Source organism: Acidobacteriota bacterium, from assembly GCA_020845575.1.
Taxonomy (GTDB): domain Bacteria; phylum Acidobacteriota; class Vicinamibacteria; order Vicinamibacterales; family Vicinamibacteraceae; genus Luteitalea.
This window is the reverse complement of the sequence record JADLFL010000046.1, coordinates 36,178-49,811: the sequence shown is the minus strand read 5'-3', so window position 1 is coordinate 49,811 and position 13,634 is coordinate 36,178. Positions and strand designations below refer to the sequence as shown.

Genomic DNA, 13,634 nt, shown 5'->3' with positions numbered 1-13,634 from the left:
TCGCCTGCACACTACACCGTCTGCGCAGGAGGGGCCATGACCATCCTCGTTCGCCACATCCTTGCCGGCAGGACCGCCGTACACACGGTGAGTCCCGACGACACCGTACTCGACGCGCTTCGCCTGATGGCCGAGCGGGACATCGGCGCGGTCCTCGTCACGTCCGGCGTCGATCTCGTGGGCATTCTCTCCGAACGTGACTACGCGCGGAAGATGGTGCTGCACGGCAAGTCGTCGAGCGACACGGCCGTGCGTGAGGTGATGACGAGCCACCTCGTCACCGTCGACTCCGACAAGACCTGCGACGACTGCATGGCGCTGATGACCGACAAGCGCATCAGGCACCTCCCCGTCGTCGACAACGGGCGTCTGGTCGGCATCATCTCGATCGGCGACATCGTCCGCGCCGTCGTCGACGTCCAGCAGTCGACGATCAGTACGCTGCAGTCCTACATCATGAGCGCGGGGTAAGGAAGGGCCGGCAACGGGCAATCGGCAACCGGCGCGACGGCGTGGCTGGCAGCAATGTCGGGAATGATGGGAATGTCGAACGCCGAATGGCGGGATGATTGAGCCCAACGATCCGGTTGCCGGTTGCCCATTGCCGGTTGCCGGCTCGGATTGGTATTCGTCATTCCGCGTTGTGCCAGAATGCGCGCGGGTGTACCGCCTCCCCGGGAGCTGCTCGTGATCCAGTCCACGCGTCCCTGGCTGCCGTGCGCGGCAGTTGTCGGTGTCTGCTGCGCGCTCGCGACCATGCGCAGCACGTCCACGTCACTGCACGCGCAGGCGCCGACGAGCGTCGCGCCACGGATCGTTGTCGAACCTCGCGCGCCTGCGGACGTGAAGGAAGGCGATCTGTGGACGCCGCCGCTGCCGACGATGGAGCAGGTGGCGCCGCCGGCGGGCTGGACGCCCAGCGCCGAAGAGCCGCCGCCGATGCCCTACACGCTGCTGCGCCTGCCGCGCACCAACGTGTGGCGCGCGAAGTATCCCGCCGTCGACTTCCACGTGCACGCGCGCGGCCTCACGTCGAAGGCCGCTTACGACGAGGTCGTGGCGCTCATGGACGACATCGGGCTGGGCGTCATCGTGAACCTGAACGGCGGCACGGGCACGCAACTCGACGAGGTGCTCGCCGCCGGACAGCCGTATCGCGATCGCGTGGCGAACTTCATCACGCTCAATCTCGATGGCATCAACGCCCCCGGCTGGTCCGGGCGGTTCGCCGCGGAGATGGAGCGCGCGTTCAAGACTGGCGCGCAAGGCATGAAGGTCTTCAAGCAGCTCGGTCAGGGCGCGAAGAACCCCGACGGCTCGTACATCCAGGCCGACGATCCACGGCTTGACCCGATCTGGGCGATGGCCGCGAAGTACGACAGGCCGGTGATGATCCACACGAGCGACTCGATCGGCCGCTTCTATCCTATCTCCCCGAAGAACGAACGGTACGAAGCCGGTCTGTGGCGCGGCGGCGACTCGTCGGGCAACCTCCAGGACGGCGGGCCGTCGCATCTCGTGATCGAGCAGGCGCGCGAACACATGCATCGCAAGCACCCGAAGACGCGCTTCGTGAACGCGCACATGGCGATGCTGTACTACGACCCCGAGAAGCTCGCGACGTTCCTCGACACGTATCCCAACGCCGACATCGAGCTCTCCGCGACGTTCCAGGATCTCGGCCGCGCGCCGCGCTTCTGGCGCGAGTTCCTGATCAAGTACCAGGACCGCGTGCTGTTCGGTACCGATGGCAGCCAGTCTCGCGGGGCCGACGAGTTCTGGCGGCCACACTGGCGGATACTCGAGACACTCGACGAGTACTTCCCGCATCCCGCGCAAGTGCGCACACCGAGCGGATCGCCCGGGCATGGGCGCTGGCACGTCTCCGGACTCGGACTGCCTGACGCCGTGCTGCGGAAGATCTATTACGGCAACGCGCTGCGCCACCTGCCGGCGATGCGGACGTCGATCGAGAAGCAGTTCGCCGCTCGTGGTTTGCGCATGGCCTCCGCATCGGCCCCTGCTGCCGCATCGACGGGCGAGGCCCGGTGAGCCGCGGCGTACGCGGCCGCTCGCGGCGCATCGGTGTGATGGTACTGCTTGCCGGCGTGATCGCCGGCGCGACAGCCCTGCGTGTCGGCACCGCCGATCGCGATCAGGCGGCTGCCCGCGGCCCCGCGAGCGCAACGGATGCGGCGTGGCCGATGTACGGCCTCGACGCTGCCGAGACGCACTACAGTCCGCTGGCGCAGATCACTACGGCGAACGTGGCGCGGCTCGGCCTGGCCTGGTCGGCCGAGTTCGATGCCTTTCCCGGCCAGCTTCAGGGCACGCCGCTCATCGTCGAGGGCACGATCTACACGACGGGACCGTGGAGCGTGGTTGTCGCGATCGATGCGCGTACGGGCAAGGTGAAGTGGCGCTGGGATCCGCAGATCCCCCATCCGACGTTCACGACGGACCCGCGCGGGTTGCGCACCAGACTCGGACCGAGCCTCTGTTGCGGCCCGGTGAATCGCGGCGTGGCGTACCACGACGGCAAGGTCTACGTCGGCACGCTCGACAGCCGCCTCGTCGCGATCGACGCGCGAACGGGCCGTACGGTGTGGAGCACGCAGGTGGCCAGCAGGGCCGACGACTACAGCATCACGAGCGCCCCGCGCGTCATCAAGGGGAAGGTGATCACCGGCATCAGCGGAGCGGAGTTCGGCGTGCGCGGGTTCGTCGCGGCGTACGACGCGCAGACGGGCCAGCAGGTGTGGCGCTTCTGGACCGTTCCCGGCGATCCCAGTCTCGGCTTCGAGAATGCCGCGATGGCGCGAGCTGCCGAGACGTGGAGCGGCGCGTGGTGGACGTACGGCGGTGGCGGCACGCCGTGGGACGGCATGGCGTACGACCCCGAGCTCGATCTGCTCTACGTCGGCACGGGCAACGGCTCGCCGTGGTCGCGCGAACTGCGCAGCCCCGGCGGCGGCGACAACCTCTATCTCTGTTCGATCCTCGCGTTGCGCCCTGACACGGGCGAGTACGTGTGGCACTACCAGACGACGCCGGCCGACAACTGGGACTACGCGAGCACGCAGCCGATCGTGCTGGCCGACCTGCGCCTCGACGGACGCGCGCGCAAGGTGCTGATGCAGGCGCCGAAGAACGGCTTCTTCTACGTGATCGATCGCGCGACGGGCGCGTTCATCTCGGCGCAGCCCTTCACCTCCGTCACGTGGGCCACCGGCGTCGATCCCGTGACTGGACGTCCCATCGAGACGTCAGAAGCAGCTTACGGGACGACGGGGCAGCGGTTGTCGCCTGGCTCGGACGGCGCGCACAGCTGGCACGCGATGGCGTTCCATCCCGGCGCTGGCCTGGCGTACATCCCGGGACAGCACACCACGGGCACGTACGCGTGGGATCCGGACTTCCAGCACCAGGTGGGCCGCATGAACACGGGTCGGCCGCGCAACAGGCCGGCGCCTGCCGACGCGGCGACCCATCCGGGTGGGGCGGCAGCTCCGGCGCCGCAGCCCATGGCCCCGCCACGGCCGACTGCCCCGCGTGGCCCGCAGATCGTCGGTGCGGGTGGTGGCCAGCAGCAGGGGGCGTTCCTGGTGGCCTGGGATCCCGTCACGCAGAAGGAGCGGTGGCGCCTCACCTTCGATCGACCTGGCATCACTGGTGGCACGCTGGCGACAGCGGGCAACCTGCTGTTCCACGGATCGAACGACGGAACGTTCAGCGCGTATGCGGCCGACACGGGACGTGCGCTGTGGTCCGTCGCGCTCGCCCCCGGTTTCGCCAATCCGATCACGTACACGCTCGGCGGCGTGCAGTACGTCGCGGTGGCCACGGGCCGCAGCGGTGCGCAGGCACCGGGGCGCCTGTACACGTTTGCCGTCGACGCGAAGGCACCCATGCCGTCGATGGAGCCGATCCCGCCTCCCCAGGATCCGTCCGGCCTCAATACCGTCGAAGCGCTGCGAGCGGAGTTCGACCGTGTCGGCCTGCCCGACGAACCCGCGCGCGCACTCGTGCAGCAACTCTGCTCGGGCTGCCACCTGCCGACCGTCGTCACACGCGTCAGGCAGCCCGTCGACGGCTGGCGCGAAACCGTGGCCACCATGGTGAGCCGCGGCATGGCCGGCACCCCCGAACAGCGCGAGCAGATCGTGCAGTACCTGGGGCGACACAGGGGCGTCGAGCAATGACCAATGATGAATGACGAATGATGGATGCGGAGAGATGTCGCGATGCCGGGAATGCCTCGCGGAGTCTTCATCGTCCAGTTGTCATTGCGTAGGTCAAAGTGTACAATGTGTAAACTATGACGACTGTTGCATTGGCCGACGCGCGCAAGGTCCTTGGGGCCGTCGTGGATCGCGTTCGCTATCGCGGAGAGTCCATCGTCCTGACTGCCAACGGCACGCCGGCTGCCGCGCTCGTGCCGGTCGAGACGCTTGCGCTCTTGCAGCAGCTCGAAGACGCCAGTGACGTCCGCGCCGCGCGTCGTGCGCTGAAGGCGATCAAGACGAAGGGCGGGACCAAGCCGCTGGCGGAGTTCCTGGCGGAACGTGGGCTCTGAGCGAGCCCCGTCTTCTGCCAGGCGGCGGTACCGGGTCGACATCAGCAAGCCCGCTGCGCGTGACTTCGACAGACTGGATCCGCCGGTCCAGACGCGCATGGCCGAGGCCCTTCGAGCGCTCGCCGGCGACCCTCGACCGCCGGGCTGCGTGACGCTGAAGGGCGCTCGAACCGAACCCGATACCTGGCGTGTTCGCGAGGGCGACTGGCGCATCCTCTACACCATCGAGGACACCACGGTAGTCGTCCTGGTCATCCGGATTCGCCACCGTCGAGAGGTCTATCGGCCTTGACGGTGATGCCATGTCGCTGTGGTACTCATTCGGCGTCGCGGCATCGCGGCATTTCTGGAGCCTTCATGATCAACTGCCTGCCTTCGATCGCTTGCCGGACGCTCCTCTTGGTTCTGCCGCTGTTGGTGGCGGCGCCGCAGGAGGCTATCGCCCAGCGGTTCCCGTTCGACAGGACCGTGCCCGTCGCGCCTGACGCAATACTCGTGGTGCAGACGGACCGCGGGGCAGTAACTGTGCAGCGTGGTACCGACGGGGCCATCGCGATCGCGGGGACGGTCACCGTCAGGGTCGGGTTCGGTGTCCCGGCGAACGCTGTCGCACTGGCGCAGCAGGTGGCGGCTGCGCCGCCGATCACTGCCGACGCGCGAACAGTCACGCTCACGACCCCGGCAAGTGCGGAGGCGCGACGTGCCGTCACCGTCAGTTATGTCGTCCGCGTACCCGAGACGATGCGCGTGGATGTAGTGACGCGATCGGGGGCCATCGCGCTTGACGATGTCGATGGTGCGACGAGGCTGTCGACGAGGTCGGGCCGCATCACCGCGTCTGACGTGGGAGCGCTCACCGTCACGTCAGGCTCCGGCGCCGTGCGCGTCGATCGCGCGCGAGGACCTGTCTCGGTCACCACGTCGAGCAGCGCGATCGACATCGTCGACGCCGGTACCGACGTGCGTGTGCGGTCGGGCAGCGGGAGCGTCGATGTGGGGTTGATCGGCGGTGCGTCGGTCGATGTGGAGACGCGATCGAGCGCCATCGACGTGACGGGTGCCGGCCGATCGCTGACGGTGCGCTCGGGCAGCGGCGCCGTGGCCGTGGCAGGTACGCCGTCGGACCCGTGGCACGTGGAGACGCAGTCGGGCCGCATCACGGTCCGCGTACCGCCGACGGCACCGATGCACATCGACGCGCGCAGTCGATCGGGTTCGATTCACGCCGATGACATCGATCGCGCCGGTTCCGCGCGCGGCCAGTTGACCGCCGACGTCGGGACAGGCGGCCCCACCGTCCGCCTGGTCTCGCGCAGCGCCGCGATCGACATCGAACGGGAGTAGGGCCGGACTTCCACCGTCGCCCTCCTGGCTGCGGTGGACAGGTCGCCCGTCCCGTTCGGCCCTGCTGACGTCCGTCATAGTCCAAACGCATGGCCCGAGATAGTCCGAACCGAGTGTGGGCGTGCGCGCGCGCACACGCCACGCTATGCGTTTGTCTCGTGCTGGCGGCGGGTGACTGGCCGCTCGAGGGGTGAAACGAATGCGATACGCGTGTGTGTGGATGGTGGGGATGATGCTGGGCGTGCTGTCGACGACGGCGCAGGCGCAGGTGACGTCGACGATCCGTGGTCGTGTGCAGGATGCGCAGTCCGCGCCGATCGCCGGAGCACGCGTGACCGTGACCGCGCCGGCAACAGGCGCGACGCGCGAAGTGCCGACGTCGGCCGACGGGAGCTTCCTCATCGCCAATCTCCCGCCGGCGATTGTCGACGTGGCCGTGTCTGCACCGGGATTGACCGACGTCGCACGGCGCGGACTCCTCCTCGAAGTAGGGCAGACGCTCGTTGTCGACATCGACATGAGCGTGGCGGGCATCGACGAGTCGCTCACGGTCACCGCCGGTGCCGCGGCCGTCGACACCACGCGCTCGGTCGTCGACGCCGTGATCCCGTCGGCGGCCATCGACGTCCTGCCGCTCAACGGTCGCAACTTCCTCGAACTGGCGCTGCTCGTACCGGGCAACACGCCCGCACCGAACTTCGATCCCACCAAGTCCAACACCGTGGTCATCTCGTCGGCCGGTCAGCTCGGTCGGGGCGGCAACATCACGATCGACGGCGCCGACAACAACGACGACGTGGTGGGTGGTCCGCTGCAGAACGTCACGCAGGAGGCGGTGCAGGAGTTCCAGATCGCCACGCAGCGGTTCACCGCGGAGCTCGGTCGATCGGCATCCTCATCGATCAACGTGGTGACCCGTTCTGGAACGGACAGCCTGCGCGGGTCACTCTCGTTCTTCGCGCGCGACAGCGCGTGGCAGGCGCTGCCCGCCACGTACGACAGATCGAGCGGCGAGTCGCTGCCGTTCGACCGCCAGCAGATCGCGGGAGCGCTCGGCGGTCCGCTCGCACCCGGACGGGCGTTCTGGTTCGTCGCCGCGGAGTATCGCAACCAGAACGGCGCGGTGCTGGTGGGTGAGCGCGACGTCGCAGCGCGGACCATCCGGAGGTCGTTCGCTCCGGCGCCGCTCGACGATCTCCTGGGCTCCGGCCGCATCGACGTGCGATTCGGCTCCGAGGACTCGCTCAGCGTGCGCTACGCCGGCGAGCGTGCGGAAGACACGGGCGCGAGCACGCTCGATCGCGCGATCGGCTCGGCGTCGTATCGCCAGCGCAGCAGGAATGCGTATCAGTCGGTCGTCGGCACGTGGACGCGCATCGTGAGCCCGTCGATCGTCAACGCACTCACGACGTCGTTCAGCACGTTCGACAACACGATCGTGCCCGTCGCGCGCGGGCCGCAGTACACGTTCCCGAGCATGCTCGACGGTTCCTCGTTCCGCGTGCCGCAGGGCACGACGCAGAAGCGCTTCCAGTTGGCCAACACCCTGTCCTGGACGCGTGGTGCGCACGGCCTGCGCGTGGGCGGCGAATGGCAGCGCGTCGACGCGCTGTTCGACCTCGACGTGTTCCTCGACGGGCGTATCGAACTCGTCGAAGACTTCCCGAGCTACGACGCCAACGGCGACGGTCGCGTGGACGATGGCGATCTGCTGTTCGCGGTCACGCTGCGCAGCGCCTTTCCCGACCGCGGCCTGAAGCTGCCCGATGCCGACAACCATCACGTGGCGTTCTTCGTGCAGGACGACTGGCGCGTCAGGCCGGACCTGACGCTCAACGTCGGCCTTCGTTACGAGTTCGATACCGACGTGAAGAACATCAGCCGCGTCGGGAACATCAATCCGATCGTCGCACCCTTCCTGAAGGGCACGCGGAAGCGCGACATGAACAACTGGTCGCCGCGCGTGGGCTTCAACTGGGCGCCCGACGGCGGCCGCATGAGCGTCCACGGCGGCTACGGGATTTACTACGACCGCATCACGCTGCAGATCCAGTCGCTCGAGCGCGGTCTCGACGGGCGTGCGCTGCCCATCGAAGTGCGCGCGGGCAACGTGTTCTTCCTCGACCCGATGACGGGACGGTTCCCGCCGTTCGCCCCGTCGACGGCGAACCCGTTCACGGGCTTCATCCTGCCGGGCGCCGGCGCGTCGGGCATCAACATCATCGACAACGCGATGCAGAACCCGAGCGTGCAGCAGTTCAACCTCGGGTTCCAGCGCGAGCTCCCGTGGAACACGGTGCTGCGCGTCGACGGCATCCACGCCGCGGGATCGCATTTCATCATCGGGCGCGACATCGGCGAGGTCTTCAATCCCGTCGTCGGCGGGCCCGATCGTGTCGTCAACCTCGAGTCGAGCGTCGGCACGCGCTACGACGCCCTGCTCGTGAGCGCCGAACGCCGCAGCGCGCGCCTCGGCTTCCGCGCGTCGTACACGTTCGCCAAGGCGTTCAACTACGCCAACGACGATCAGATCCCGTTCGCCAACGGGCCGCTCGACCCCAACGACCTGCGCCGCGAGTACGGGCCGACGCCGAATGATCAGCGCCACCGCTTCGCGCTGGCGGCGTGGATGGAGGCACCGGCCGGCGTGCGAGTCGCGCCAATCATGACGCTGGCGTCAGGCGTGCCGATGGACATCCTCATGCCCGACGGGCAGTCGCGCGTGCCGGCATTCCAGCGCAACGCCGGTGGCCGGCTGTTCAAGACCGGCGCAGACCTCAACGCGGCGCTGGCCACCCTCAACGCCGCGGGCGGCGTCGACGGCCAGTTGCTGCCGTACGTGCGAGACGATGCACGATTCAGCGACGGGTTCGCGTCGGTGGACCTGCGCGTGTCGCGTCCGTTCGCGATCGGCGGCGGTCGCGTGCGCGTCGAACCCATCGTCGAGGTCTTCAACGTCTTCAACGTGACCAACGTGCTCGGCTCGAGCGTGAAGAACTACTCGGGGTACGCCAACGTGCTCGTGCGCGACAGCGGCGATCCGACGTCGGCGGGCTACATGCGCTCCTCGGGTTTCGGTGAGGCGATCTCGACAGCGGGCGGCGTGTTCGGATCGGGCGGGCCGCGCGCGTTCCAGTTCGCCGTGCGCGCCACGTTCTGAGATGACCGAGTCTGTCTCGGCGCGGCCGCTGCGGTTGTGGGCGGCGGTCGCGCTTGTCGTCGGCCAGGTCATCGCTGTCGGCATCTTCCTCACGCCGGGATCGATCATCCGCAGCATCGCGTCGCCGCTCGGCGTCCTGGTTGTGTGGGGCGTGATGGGGGCCATGGCGATGTGCGGCGCGCTGTGCTACGGCGCGCTCGCATCGCGCTATCCGCAGGCCGGCGGCGGCTACGTCTACCTGCGCGAGGCGTACGGCCTGCGGATCGCGTTCCTGTATGGCTGGATGTGCCTGTTGTTGATGGACCCGGGCATCACGGCGGCATTGGCGGCCGGGCTGGCAGGCTACGTCGCGTACGTCATCCCGATGGGCGATGTGGGCATGCGTCTGGTGGCCATTGGTGCGATCGCGACGTTCGCCGCCGTCCACATCGCCGGCGTCACGCTCGGCGTGCGACTGCTGACCGCCATCGCCGTACTCAAGGTCGTGCTCGTCGCGGCACTGACCGTCGCCGCGTTCAGCAGTCCGGCTGCCGACTGGAATCGCTTCGTGCCGTTCGTCGCACGACACCCCGGCGCACCGCCGCTCGTCGGCGCGGCCGCCGGTTCGTTCGTCGCCGCGTTCTTCTCGTTCGGCGGATGGTGGGAAGTCACGAGGATCGCCGGCGAAGTGCGCGATCCGTCGTGGACGCTGCCGCGAGCGCTCCTCATCGGGCTCGCCATCGTGACGCTCACCTATGTCGCGGCGACAATGTCGTTCATTGCCGTCGTGCCGATAGGCGAGGTCGTGGAAGGGCAGGCGTTCATCGCCCAGGTTGGCGAGGCGACGCTCGGACCTGGCGGCGGCACCGTCGTTGCGGCCATCGTCATCGTCTGCGTCTTCGGCAGCCTTGGCGCGATGCAGATGATCGCGCCGCGGATCTACACGGCGATGGCGCGCGACGGCGTGCTGCCGGGTGCCGTGGCCGCCATCCACCCGCGATGGGGGACGCCGGCGCGCGCGATCGCGACGCAGGCGATCCTGGCCTCGCTGCTCGTGGCGATCGGCACGTTCGAGTCGATCGTCGCGTTCTTCGTCTTCATCGTGGTGGCGTTCATCGCCGCGACGGTGGTGGGTGTGTTCGTCCTGCGACGCCGCGATCCGTCGATCGTCGTGCCGATGCATCCGTGGCCGGCCATCGTCTTCCTGCTGCTGGTGAGCGTGCTGCTGGTGCTCGTCGGCGCGAGCAACCCGCTGCTGGCCCTGCTCGGTGCCGTGACGGTGCTGGCGGCGCTGCCCGTCTACCGTATCATTCAGGCGCGATCGCCGGTGTCGCGTGAGGAGGAGTCGTTCCCATGACCTGGATCAAGGTGGTTCCGTTCGACAGCGACGAAACGCTGATGCGCGCGCGCGAGGCGCAGCACACGCTCTATCCGATCGAGTACGCCGAGCCGACGCATCCGCACCACGCGCAGACGGACGGCATCGTGGCGTCGCACTCGCTGATTCCCGACGCGCTCTTCCACGGGTTCTCGGCCTTCGGTGCGCTGATGTCGCCCGACCTGCCGCTCACGCGGCGCCAGCACGAGATGATCACCACCGTCGTGTCGGCGACCAACAGGTGCCAGTATTGACTGGAATCTCACGCAGAGTTTCTGCGTAGGGTCACGCTGGACGAGGCATTCGTCGAGACGTTGAAGACGGACTTCCGTCAGGTACCGCTGCCGGATCAGGATCGCGTGATGCTCGAGTACGTCGAGCAGATCACGAAGGACGCAACGCGCATCTCGCCCGCGTTCCACGACAGGCTGCGCGCCGTCGGCTTCGACGATCGCGGCATCCTGCAAATCACGCTGATCGCGTCCTGGTTCAACTACATAAACAGGGTGGCCGACGCACTCGGTGTAGGGCGTGAGGAAAGTCCAAAGTCCAATGGATAACGGATAAGGACAGCGAAAAAGGAGAAAAGTCACAAGGGTAAGGCACGAAGCGCCAATCCCGCGCCGCACGAAATGATTGGACAGCCCTTTGGAGCAAGGAGAAAGGGGTATGTCCAGACAAGAACCAGGCGAGGCCTCAGCCTCGCCGAGCCGCGGTGGCACCGGGCGGTGGTCGGCGCGACGGAAGGTGTCGGTGGTGCTCGAGCTGTTGCGCGGTGCCGACCTGGAGAGCGTGAGTCGTCGCCCTCCACGCGCCGGCCCTACGGGATCGCGCGCGTCGTACGGGAGTGGGACCTGTCCCGGTCGACGCTCTACGCGCGGCGTGCGCGACACGCCCACCCCACGACCGGCCGTCACGCTCGTCGAGGGCGCCGCCACGATCTTCGCCGCGATCGACCACTGCACCGCGAGTGCGTCGGGATCCACGCCGCCACGCACGGCGATCGCTTCGAAGCGCTCGAGCCGCTCCGCCAAGGTGTCCGCGACCACTTCGGCGGCCTCGCCCCCGCCACCGCGACCGGCCTGGCGCTGCGCCACGATCACGGGAGTGTCCATCTCAGCGCCGACGTTCAGGCCGAGGCCCGCTTCCTGGGCATGACGTCGTCGCCGGCCTTCGTCCGTCAGCCCGAAGGGAACGGCTGCATCGAGTCACGAAGCGCCAAGACGAACGGCGACTGGTCGGCCTTTGTGCTGTGCCCTTTGTGACTTGTGGCTTCCTCCTTTGTGACTGTCCTTATCCTTTGACCACTTCCCTTTGGACTTCGACCGCCTCCCCCGCTCCCCGTGGGACCTTCAGCATGGCCATGAATGCGAGTGCGGTGTAGACGGCCATCGACATGAAGAGCGGGCGGTAGCTGCCGGCGGCGTCGAAGATGGCGCCGTTGAGGGGATCGCCGATTGCGCCGCCGAAGGCCATCGACAGCAGGAACACAGACGACACCATCCCGCGCTGCTGTGGTGGGATCGGTTCGACGAAGAGCGGGTACGCGTTGACCGCCGGGAGCGTCCACGCGGCGGATGCCAGGCAGAGCAGCGGCGCCGCTGCGTTCAGTGACGGGACGCGGTCGAGCGCGAGGAGGCTTGCCGCCATCAGGCCGAACCCGACCAGCATCGCGGTCCGGCGCCCGAACCCGACGCCGATCGCGCCGGCCGGCAGCGCGCCGAGTACGCCGCCGATCGCCCAGGCGATGAATGCCACGGTCACGTCTTCGGGACGCACGCCGAAGCGCTCGGTACCGTGCAGGGCGAACCACGTCGAGAACGTCTGGAACGTCATCTGCAACAGCAGCGACGCGAGGAACACGGCGCGAATGCCCGGTAGCGTGCCGCGTACCGCGGCCACGAGCGTCGCGACGAGCGACGCCGCGCTCTCGTCGGGATCCGCGGGCGAGTCACTCGGCGTGCGCAGGCCAGCGGCGAATGCCACGGCGATGAGCAGCACGGTGACGGCCGCGACCGTGAACGCGACGCGCATGCCCAGCGCGCGACCGAGCATCAGGAAGACGATCGCACCAAGGCACATCTGGAAGGTGACCGAGCCGGACGCCAGTGACCGGTAGCGCGATGGCACCATGTCGGCCACCAGTACCTGCGCCGGCGATCGTTCCAGGTTGATCCCCGCGTAGAGCATCACCATCGTCGCCACGAGGCCGCCGACGCCGAACGACACCGACGCCGGCATGAGCGCCATGCCGATCGCGGCGAGGACCAATCCCGCGACGATCAACGGGAGCCGACTGCCTCCACTCGCGCGTGCGCGATCCGACAGCGCGCCGGCCAGCGGCACGAGCAGGAGCAGCAGCACGTTGTCGATGGCCATGATTGCGCCGATGAGCGAGCGGTGGTCGCCCACCGCGTCGCGCACCAGGATCGGCACGAATGTCGACAGCAGGGGACCCGTGACCCCGGAGAACAGTCCACCGAGTCCGACGAGGGCGCAGGCGAGATATGGGGGACGCGTCGACAGAGGCGGGATGATGGCCGAGCGTCTGACCGTCGCGCAATAGGTGAAACGTACTACCATCGACACCACGCCCATGCCCATCCCCGTGTCTCTCGAGTCGCTGGTCGCCGTCGCCATCGGGATCGGTCTTGCCGCCGCGACGGGGTTCCGTGTGTTCGCGCCGCTGCTCGTGGCCGGACTTGCCGCGCGCTTGGACGTGCTGCCGCTCTCGCACGGGTTCGAATGGCTGTCGAGCACGCCGGCGCTCATCACGATGGCGACGGCGAGCGTGGCCGAAGTGATCGCGTACTACGTGCCCGGCGTCGACCACGCGCTCGACCTGCTCGCGAGTCCCGCCGCCGTGGTCGCAGGCATCGTCGCCAGCGCCGCGGTGATGGCGGACATCCCGCCCGCGATCCTCTGGCCCGTCGCGATCATCGGTGGCGGAGGCATGGCCGGCCTCACGAAGGCGAGCAGCGCCGTCGTGCGCGCCAAGGCAGGCGTGGCGACAGTCGGATTCGCCAATCCCGTTGTCGCCACGGGCGAGACGGCCGGCGCGGTGGGCGTCGCGATTGCCGCGATCGTGATCCCGATCGTGTGCCTGCTGATCCTGACGGTGATCGTGTTCTGGCTGGCCCGCCGCGCGCTCGCGTTCATGGCGCGCGCCGTGCGCCCCTCTGGAGGAACGACGTGAA

At 68.2% G+C, this 13,634-nt stretch carries 13 protein-coding genes; 11 read left to right on the top strand and 2 right to left on the bottom strand.

All coding sequences use genetic code 11. The annotated features are described in order from the left end of the window. The first annotated feature begins 36 nt into the window (after positions 1 to 36). The gene (locus IT182_13850; GenBank protein MCC6164429.1) at positions 37 to 471 is read left to right on the top strand and encodes a CBS domain-containing protein; all 435 of its coding nucleotides are present in this window, start codon (positions 37 to 39) and stop codon (positions 469 to 471) included. Here IT182_13850 and IT182_13845 read toward each other — a convergent pair. Next, positions 450 to 773, bottom strand: coding sequence for a hypothetical protein (locus tag IT182_13845; GenBank protein MCC6164428.1), 324 nt, complete (start codon positions 771 to 773; stop codon positions 450 to 452). The genes IT182_13850 and IT182_13845 overlap by 22 nt on opposite strands. Between IT182_13845 and IT182_13840 the strand changes: the two genes are divergently transcribed. From IT182_13840 to IT182_13800, 9 genes are all read left to right on the top strand, one after another. Then, positions 757 to 2,052 carry an amidohydrolase family protein gene (locus IT182_13840; protein MCC6164427.1) on the top strand — a complete coding sequence of 432 codons (1,296 nt, stop codon included), beginning with the start codon at positions 757 to 759 and terminating at the stop codon, positions 2,050 to 2,052. The two genes, IT182_13845 and IT182_13840, sit on opposite strands and share 17 nt — an antisense overlap. Before the next feature lie 38 nt (positions 2,053 to 2,090). Beyond that, the gene (locus IT182_13835; protein ID MCC6164426.1) at positions 2,091 to 4,202 is read left to right on the top strand and encodes a PQQ-dependent dehydrogenase, methanol/ethanol family; all 2,112 of its coding nucleotides are present in this window, start codon (positions 2,091 to 2,093) and stop codon (positions 4,200 to 4,202) included. Positions 4,203 to 4,318: 116 nt separating this feature from the next. Beyond that, a complete protein-coding gene (locus IT182_13830) occupies positions 4,319 to 4,576 on the top strand; it encodes a type II toxin-antitoxin system Phd/YefM family antitoxin (GenBank protein MCC6164425.1) in 258 nt (85 codons plus the stop codon). Continuing rightward, positions 4,566 to 4,868 (top strand): type II toxin-antitoxin system RelE/ParE family toxin, encoded by a 303-nt coding sequence (locus IT182_13825; protein MCC6164424.1) that lies wholly within the window; start codon positions 4,566 to 4,568, stop codon positions 4,866 to 4,868. Before IT182_13830 ends, IT182_13825 begins: the two co-directional genes overlap by 11 nt. Positions 4,869 to 4,975: 107 nt before the next feature. Next, positions 4,976 to 5,920: a DUF4097 family beta strand repeat protein gene (locus IT182_13820; protein ID MCC6164423.1), complete on the top strand. Its 945-nt coding sequence runs from the start codon at positions 4,976 to 4,978 to the stop codon at positions 5,918 to 5,920. Between the two features lie 199 nt (positions 5,921 to 6,119). Continuing rightward, positions 6,120 to 9,080 (top strand): TonB-dependent receptor, encoded by a 2,961-nt coding sequence (locus IT182_13815; GenBank protein MCC6164422.1) that lies wholly within the window; start codon positions 6,120 to 6,122, stop codon positions 9,078 to 9,080. Between the two features lies 1 nt (position 9,081). After that, positions 9,082 to 10,416 (top strand): amino acid permease, encoded by a 1,335-nt coding sequence (locus IT182_13810; GenBank protein MCC6164421.1) that lies wholly within the window; start codon positions 9,082 to 9,084, stop codon positions 10,414 to 10,416. Beyond that, the gene (locus IT182_13805) at positions 10,413 to 10,691 is read left to right on the top strand and encodes a hypothetical protein (protein MCC6164420.1); all 279 of its coding nucleotides are present in this window, start codon (positions 10,413 to 10,415) and stop codon (positions 10,689 to 10,691) included. The genes IT182_13810 and IT182_13805 overlap by 4 nt, the downstream gene beginning before the upstream one ends. A gap of 60 nt (positions 10,692 to 10,751) precedes the next feature. Further along, complete coding sequence (locus tag IT182_13800) at positions 10,752 to 10,997, top strand: hypothetical protein (protein ID MCC6164419.1); 246 nt, start codon at positions 10,752 to 10,754, stop codon at positions 10,995 to 10,997. Between the two features lie 733 nt (positions 10,998 to 11,730). Here the strand turns inward: IT182_13800 and IT182_13795 are convergent. Further along, the gene (locus IT182_13795) at positions 11,731 to 13,020 is read right to left on the bottom strand and encodes an MFS transporter (GenBank protein ID MCC6164418.1); all 1,290 of its coding nucleotides are present in this window, start codon (positions 13,018 to 13,020) and stop codon (positions 11,731 to 11,733) included. 13 nt (positions 13,021 to 13,033) lie between these two features. Between IT182_13795 and IT182_13790 the strand changes: the two genes are divergently transcribed. Further along, positions 13,034 to 13,633 carry a DUF4126 domain-containing protein gene (locus tag IT182_13790; GenBank protein MCC6164417.1) on the top strand — a complete coding sequence of 200 codons (600 nt, stop codon included), beginning with the start codon at positions 13,034 to 13,036 and terminating at the stop codon, positions 13,631 to 13,633. The last annotated feature ends 1 nt before the right edge of the window (position 13,634 follow it).

Excerpts from the sequence above, each read along its gene's own strand:
- IT182_13850 (MCC6164429.1), top strand. The coding sequence starts at position 37 with ATGACCATCCTCGTTCGCCACATCCTTGCCGGCAGGACCGCCGTACAC.
- IT182_13830 (MCC6164425.1), top strand. The coding sequence starts at position 4,319 with ATGACGACTGTTGCATTGGCCGACGCGCGCAAGGTCCTTGGGGCCGTC.
- IT182_13790 (MCC6164417.1), top strand. The coding sequence starts at position 13,034 with ATGCCCATCCCCGTGTCTCTCGAGTCGCTGGTCGCCGTCGCCATCGGG.
- IT182_13815 (MCC6164422.1), top strand. The coding sequence starts at position 6,120 with ATGCGATACGCGTGTGTGTGGATGGTGGGGATGATGCTGGGCGTGCTG.
- IT182_13810 (MCC6164421.1), top strand. The coding sequence starts at position 9,082 with ATGACCGAGTCTGTCTCGGCGCGGCCGCTGCGGTTGTGGGCGGCGGTC.
- IT182_13840 (MCC6164427.1), top strand. The coding sequence starts at position 757 with ATGCGCAGCACGTCCACGTCACTGCACGCGCAGGCGCCGACGAGCGTC.
- IT182_13805 (MCC6164420.1), top strand. The coding sequence starts at position 10,413 with ATGACCTGGATCAAGGTGGTTCCGTTCGACAGCGACGAAACGCTGATG.
- IT182_13795 (MCC6164418.1), bottom strand. The coding sequence starts at position 13,020 with ATGGTAGTACGTTTCACCTATTGCGCGACGGTCAGACGCTCGGCCATC.
- IT182_13835 (MCC6164426.1), top strand. The coding sequence starts at position 2,091 with ATGGTACTGCTTGCCGGCGTGATCGCCGGCGCGACAGCCCTGCGTGTC.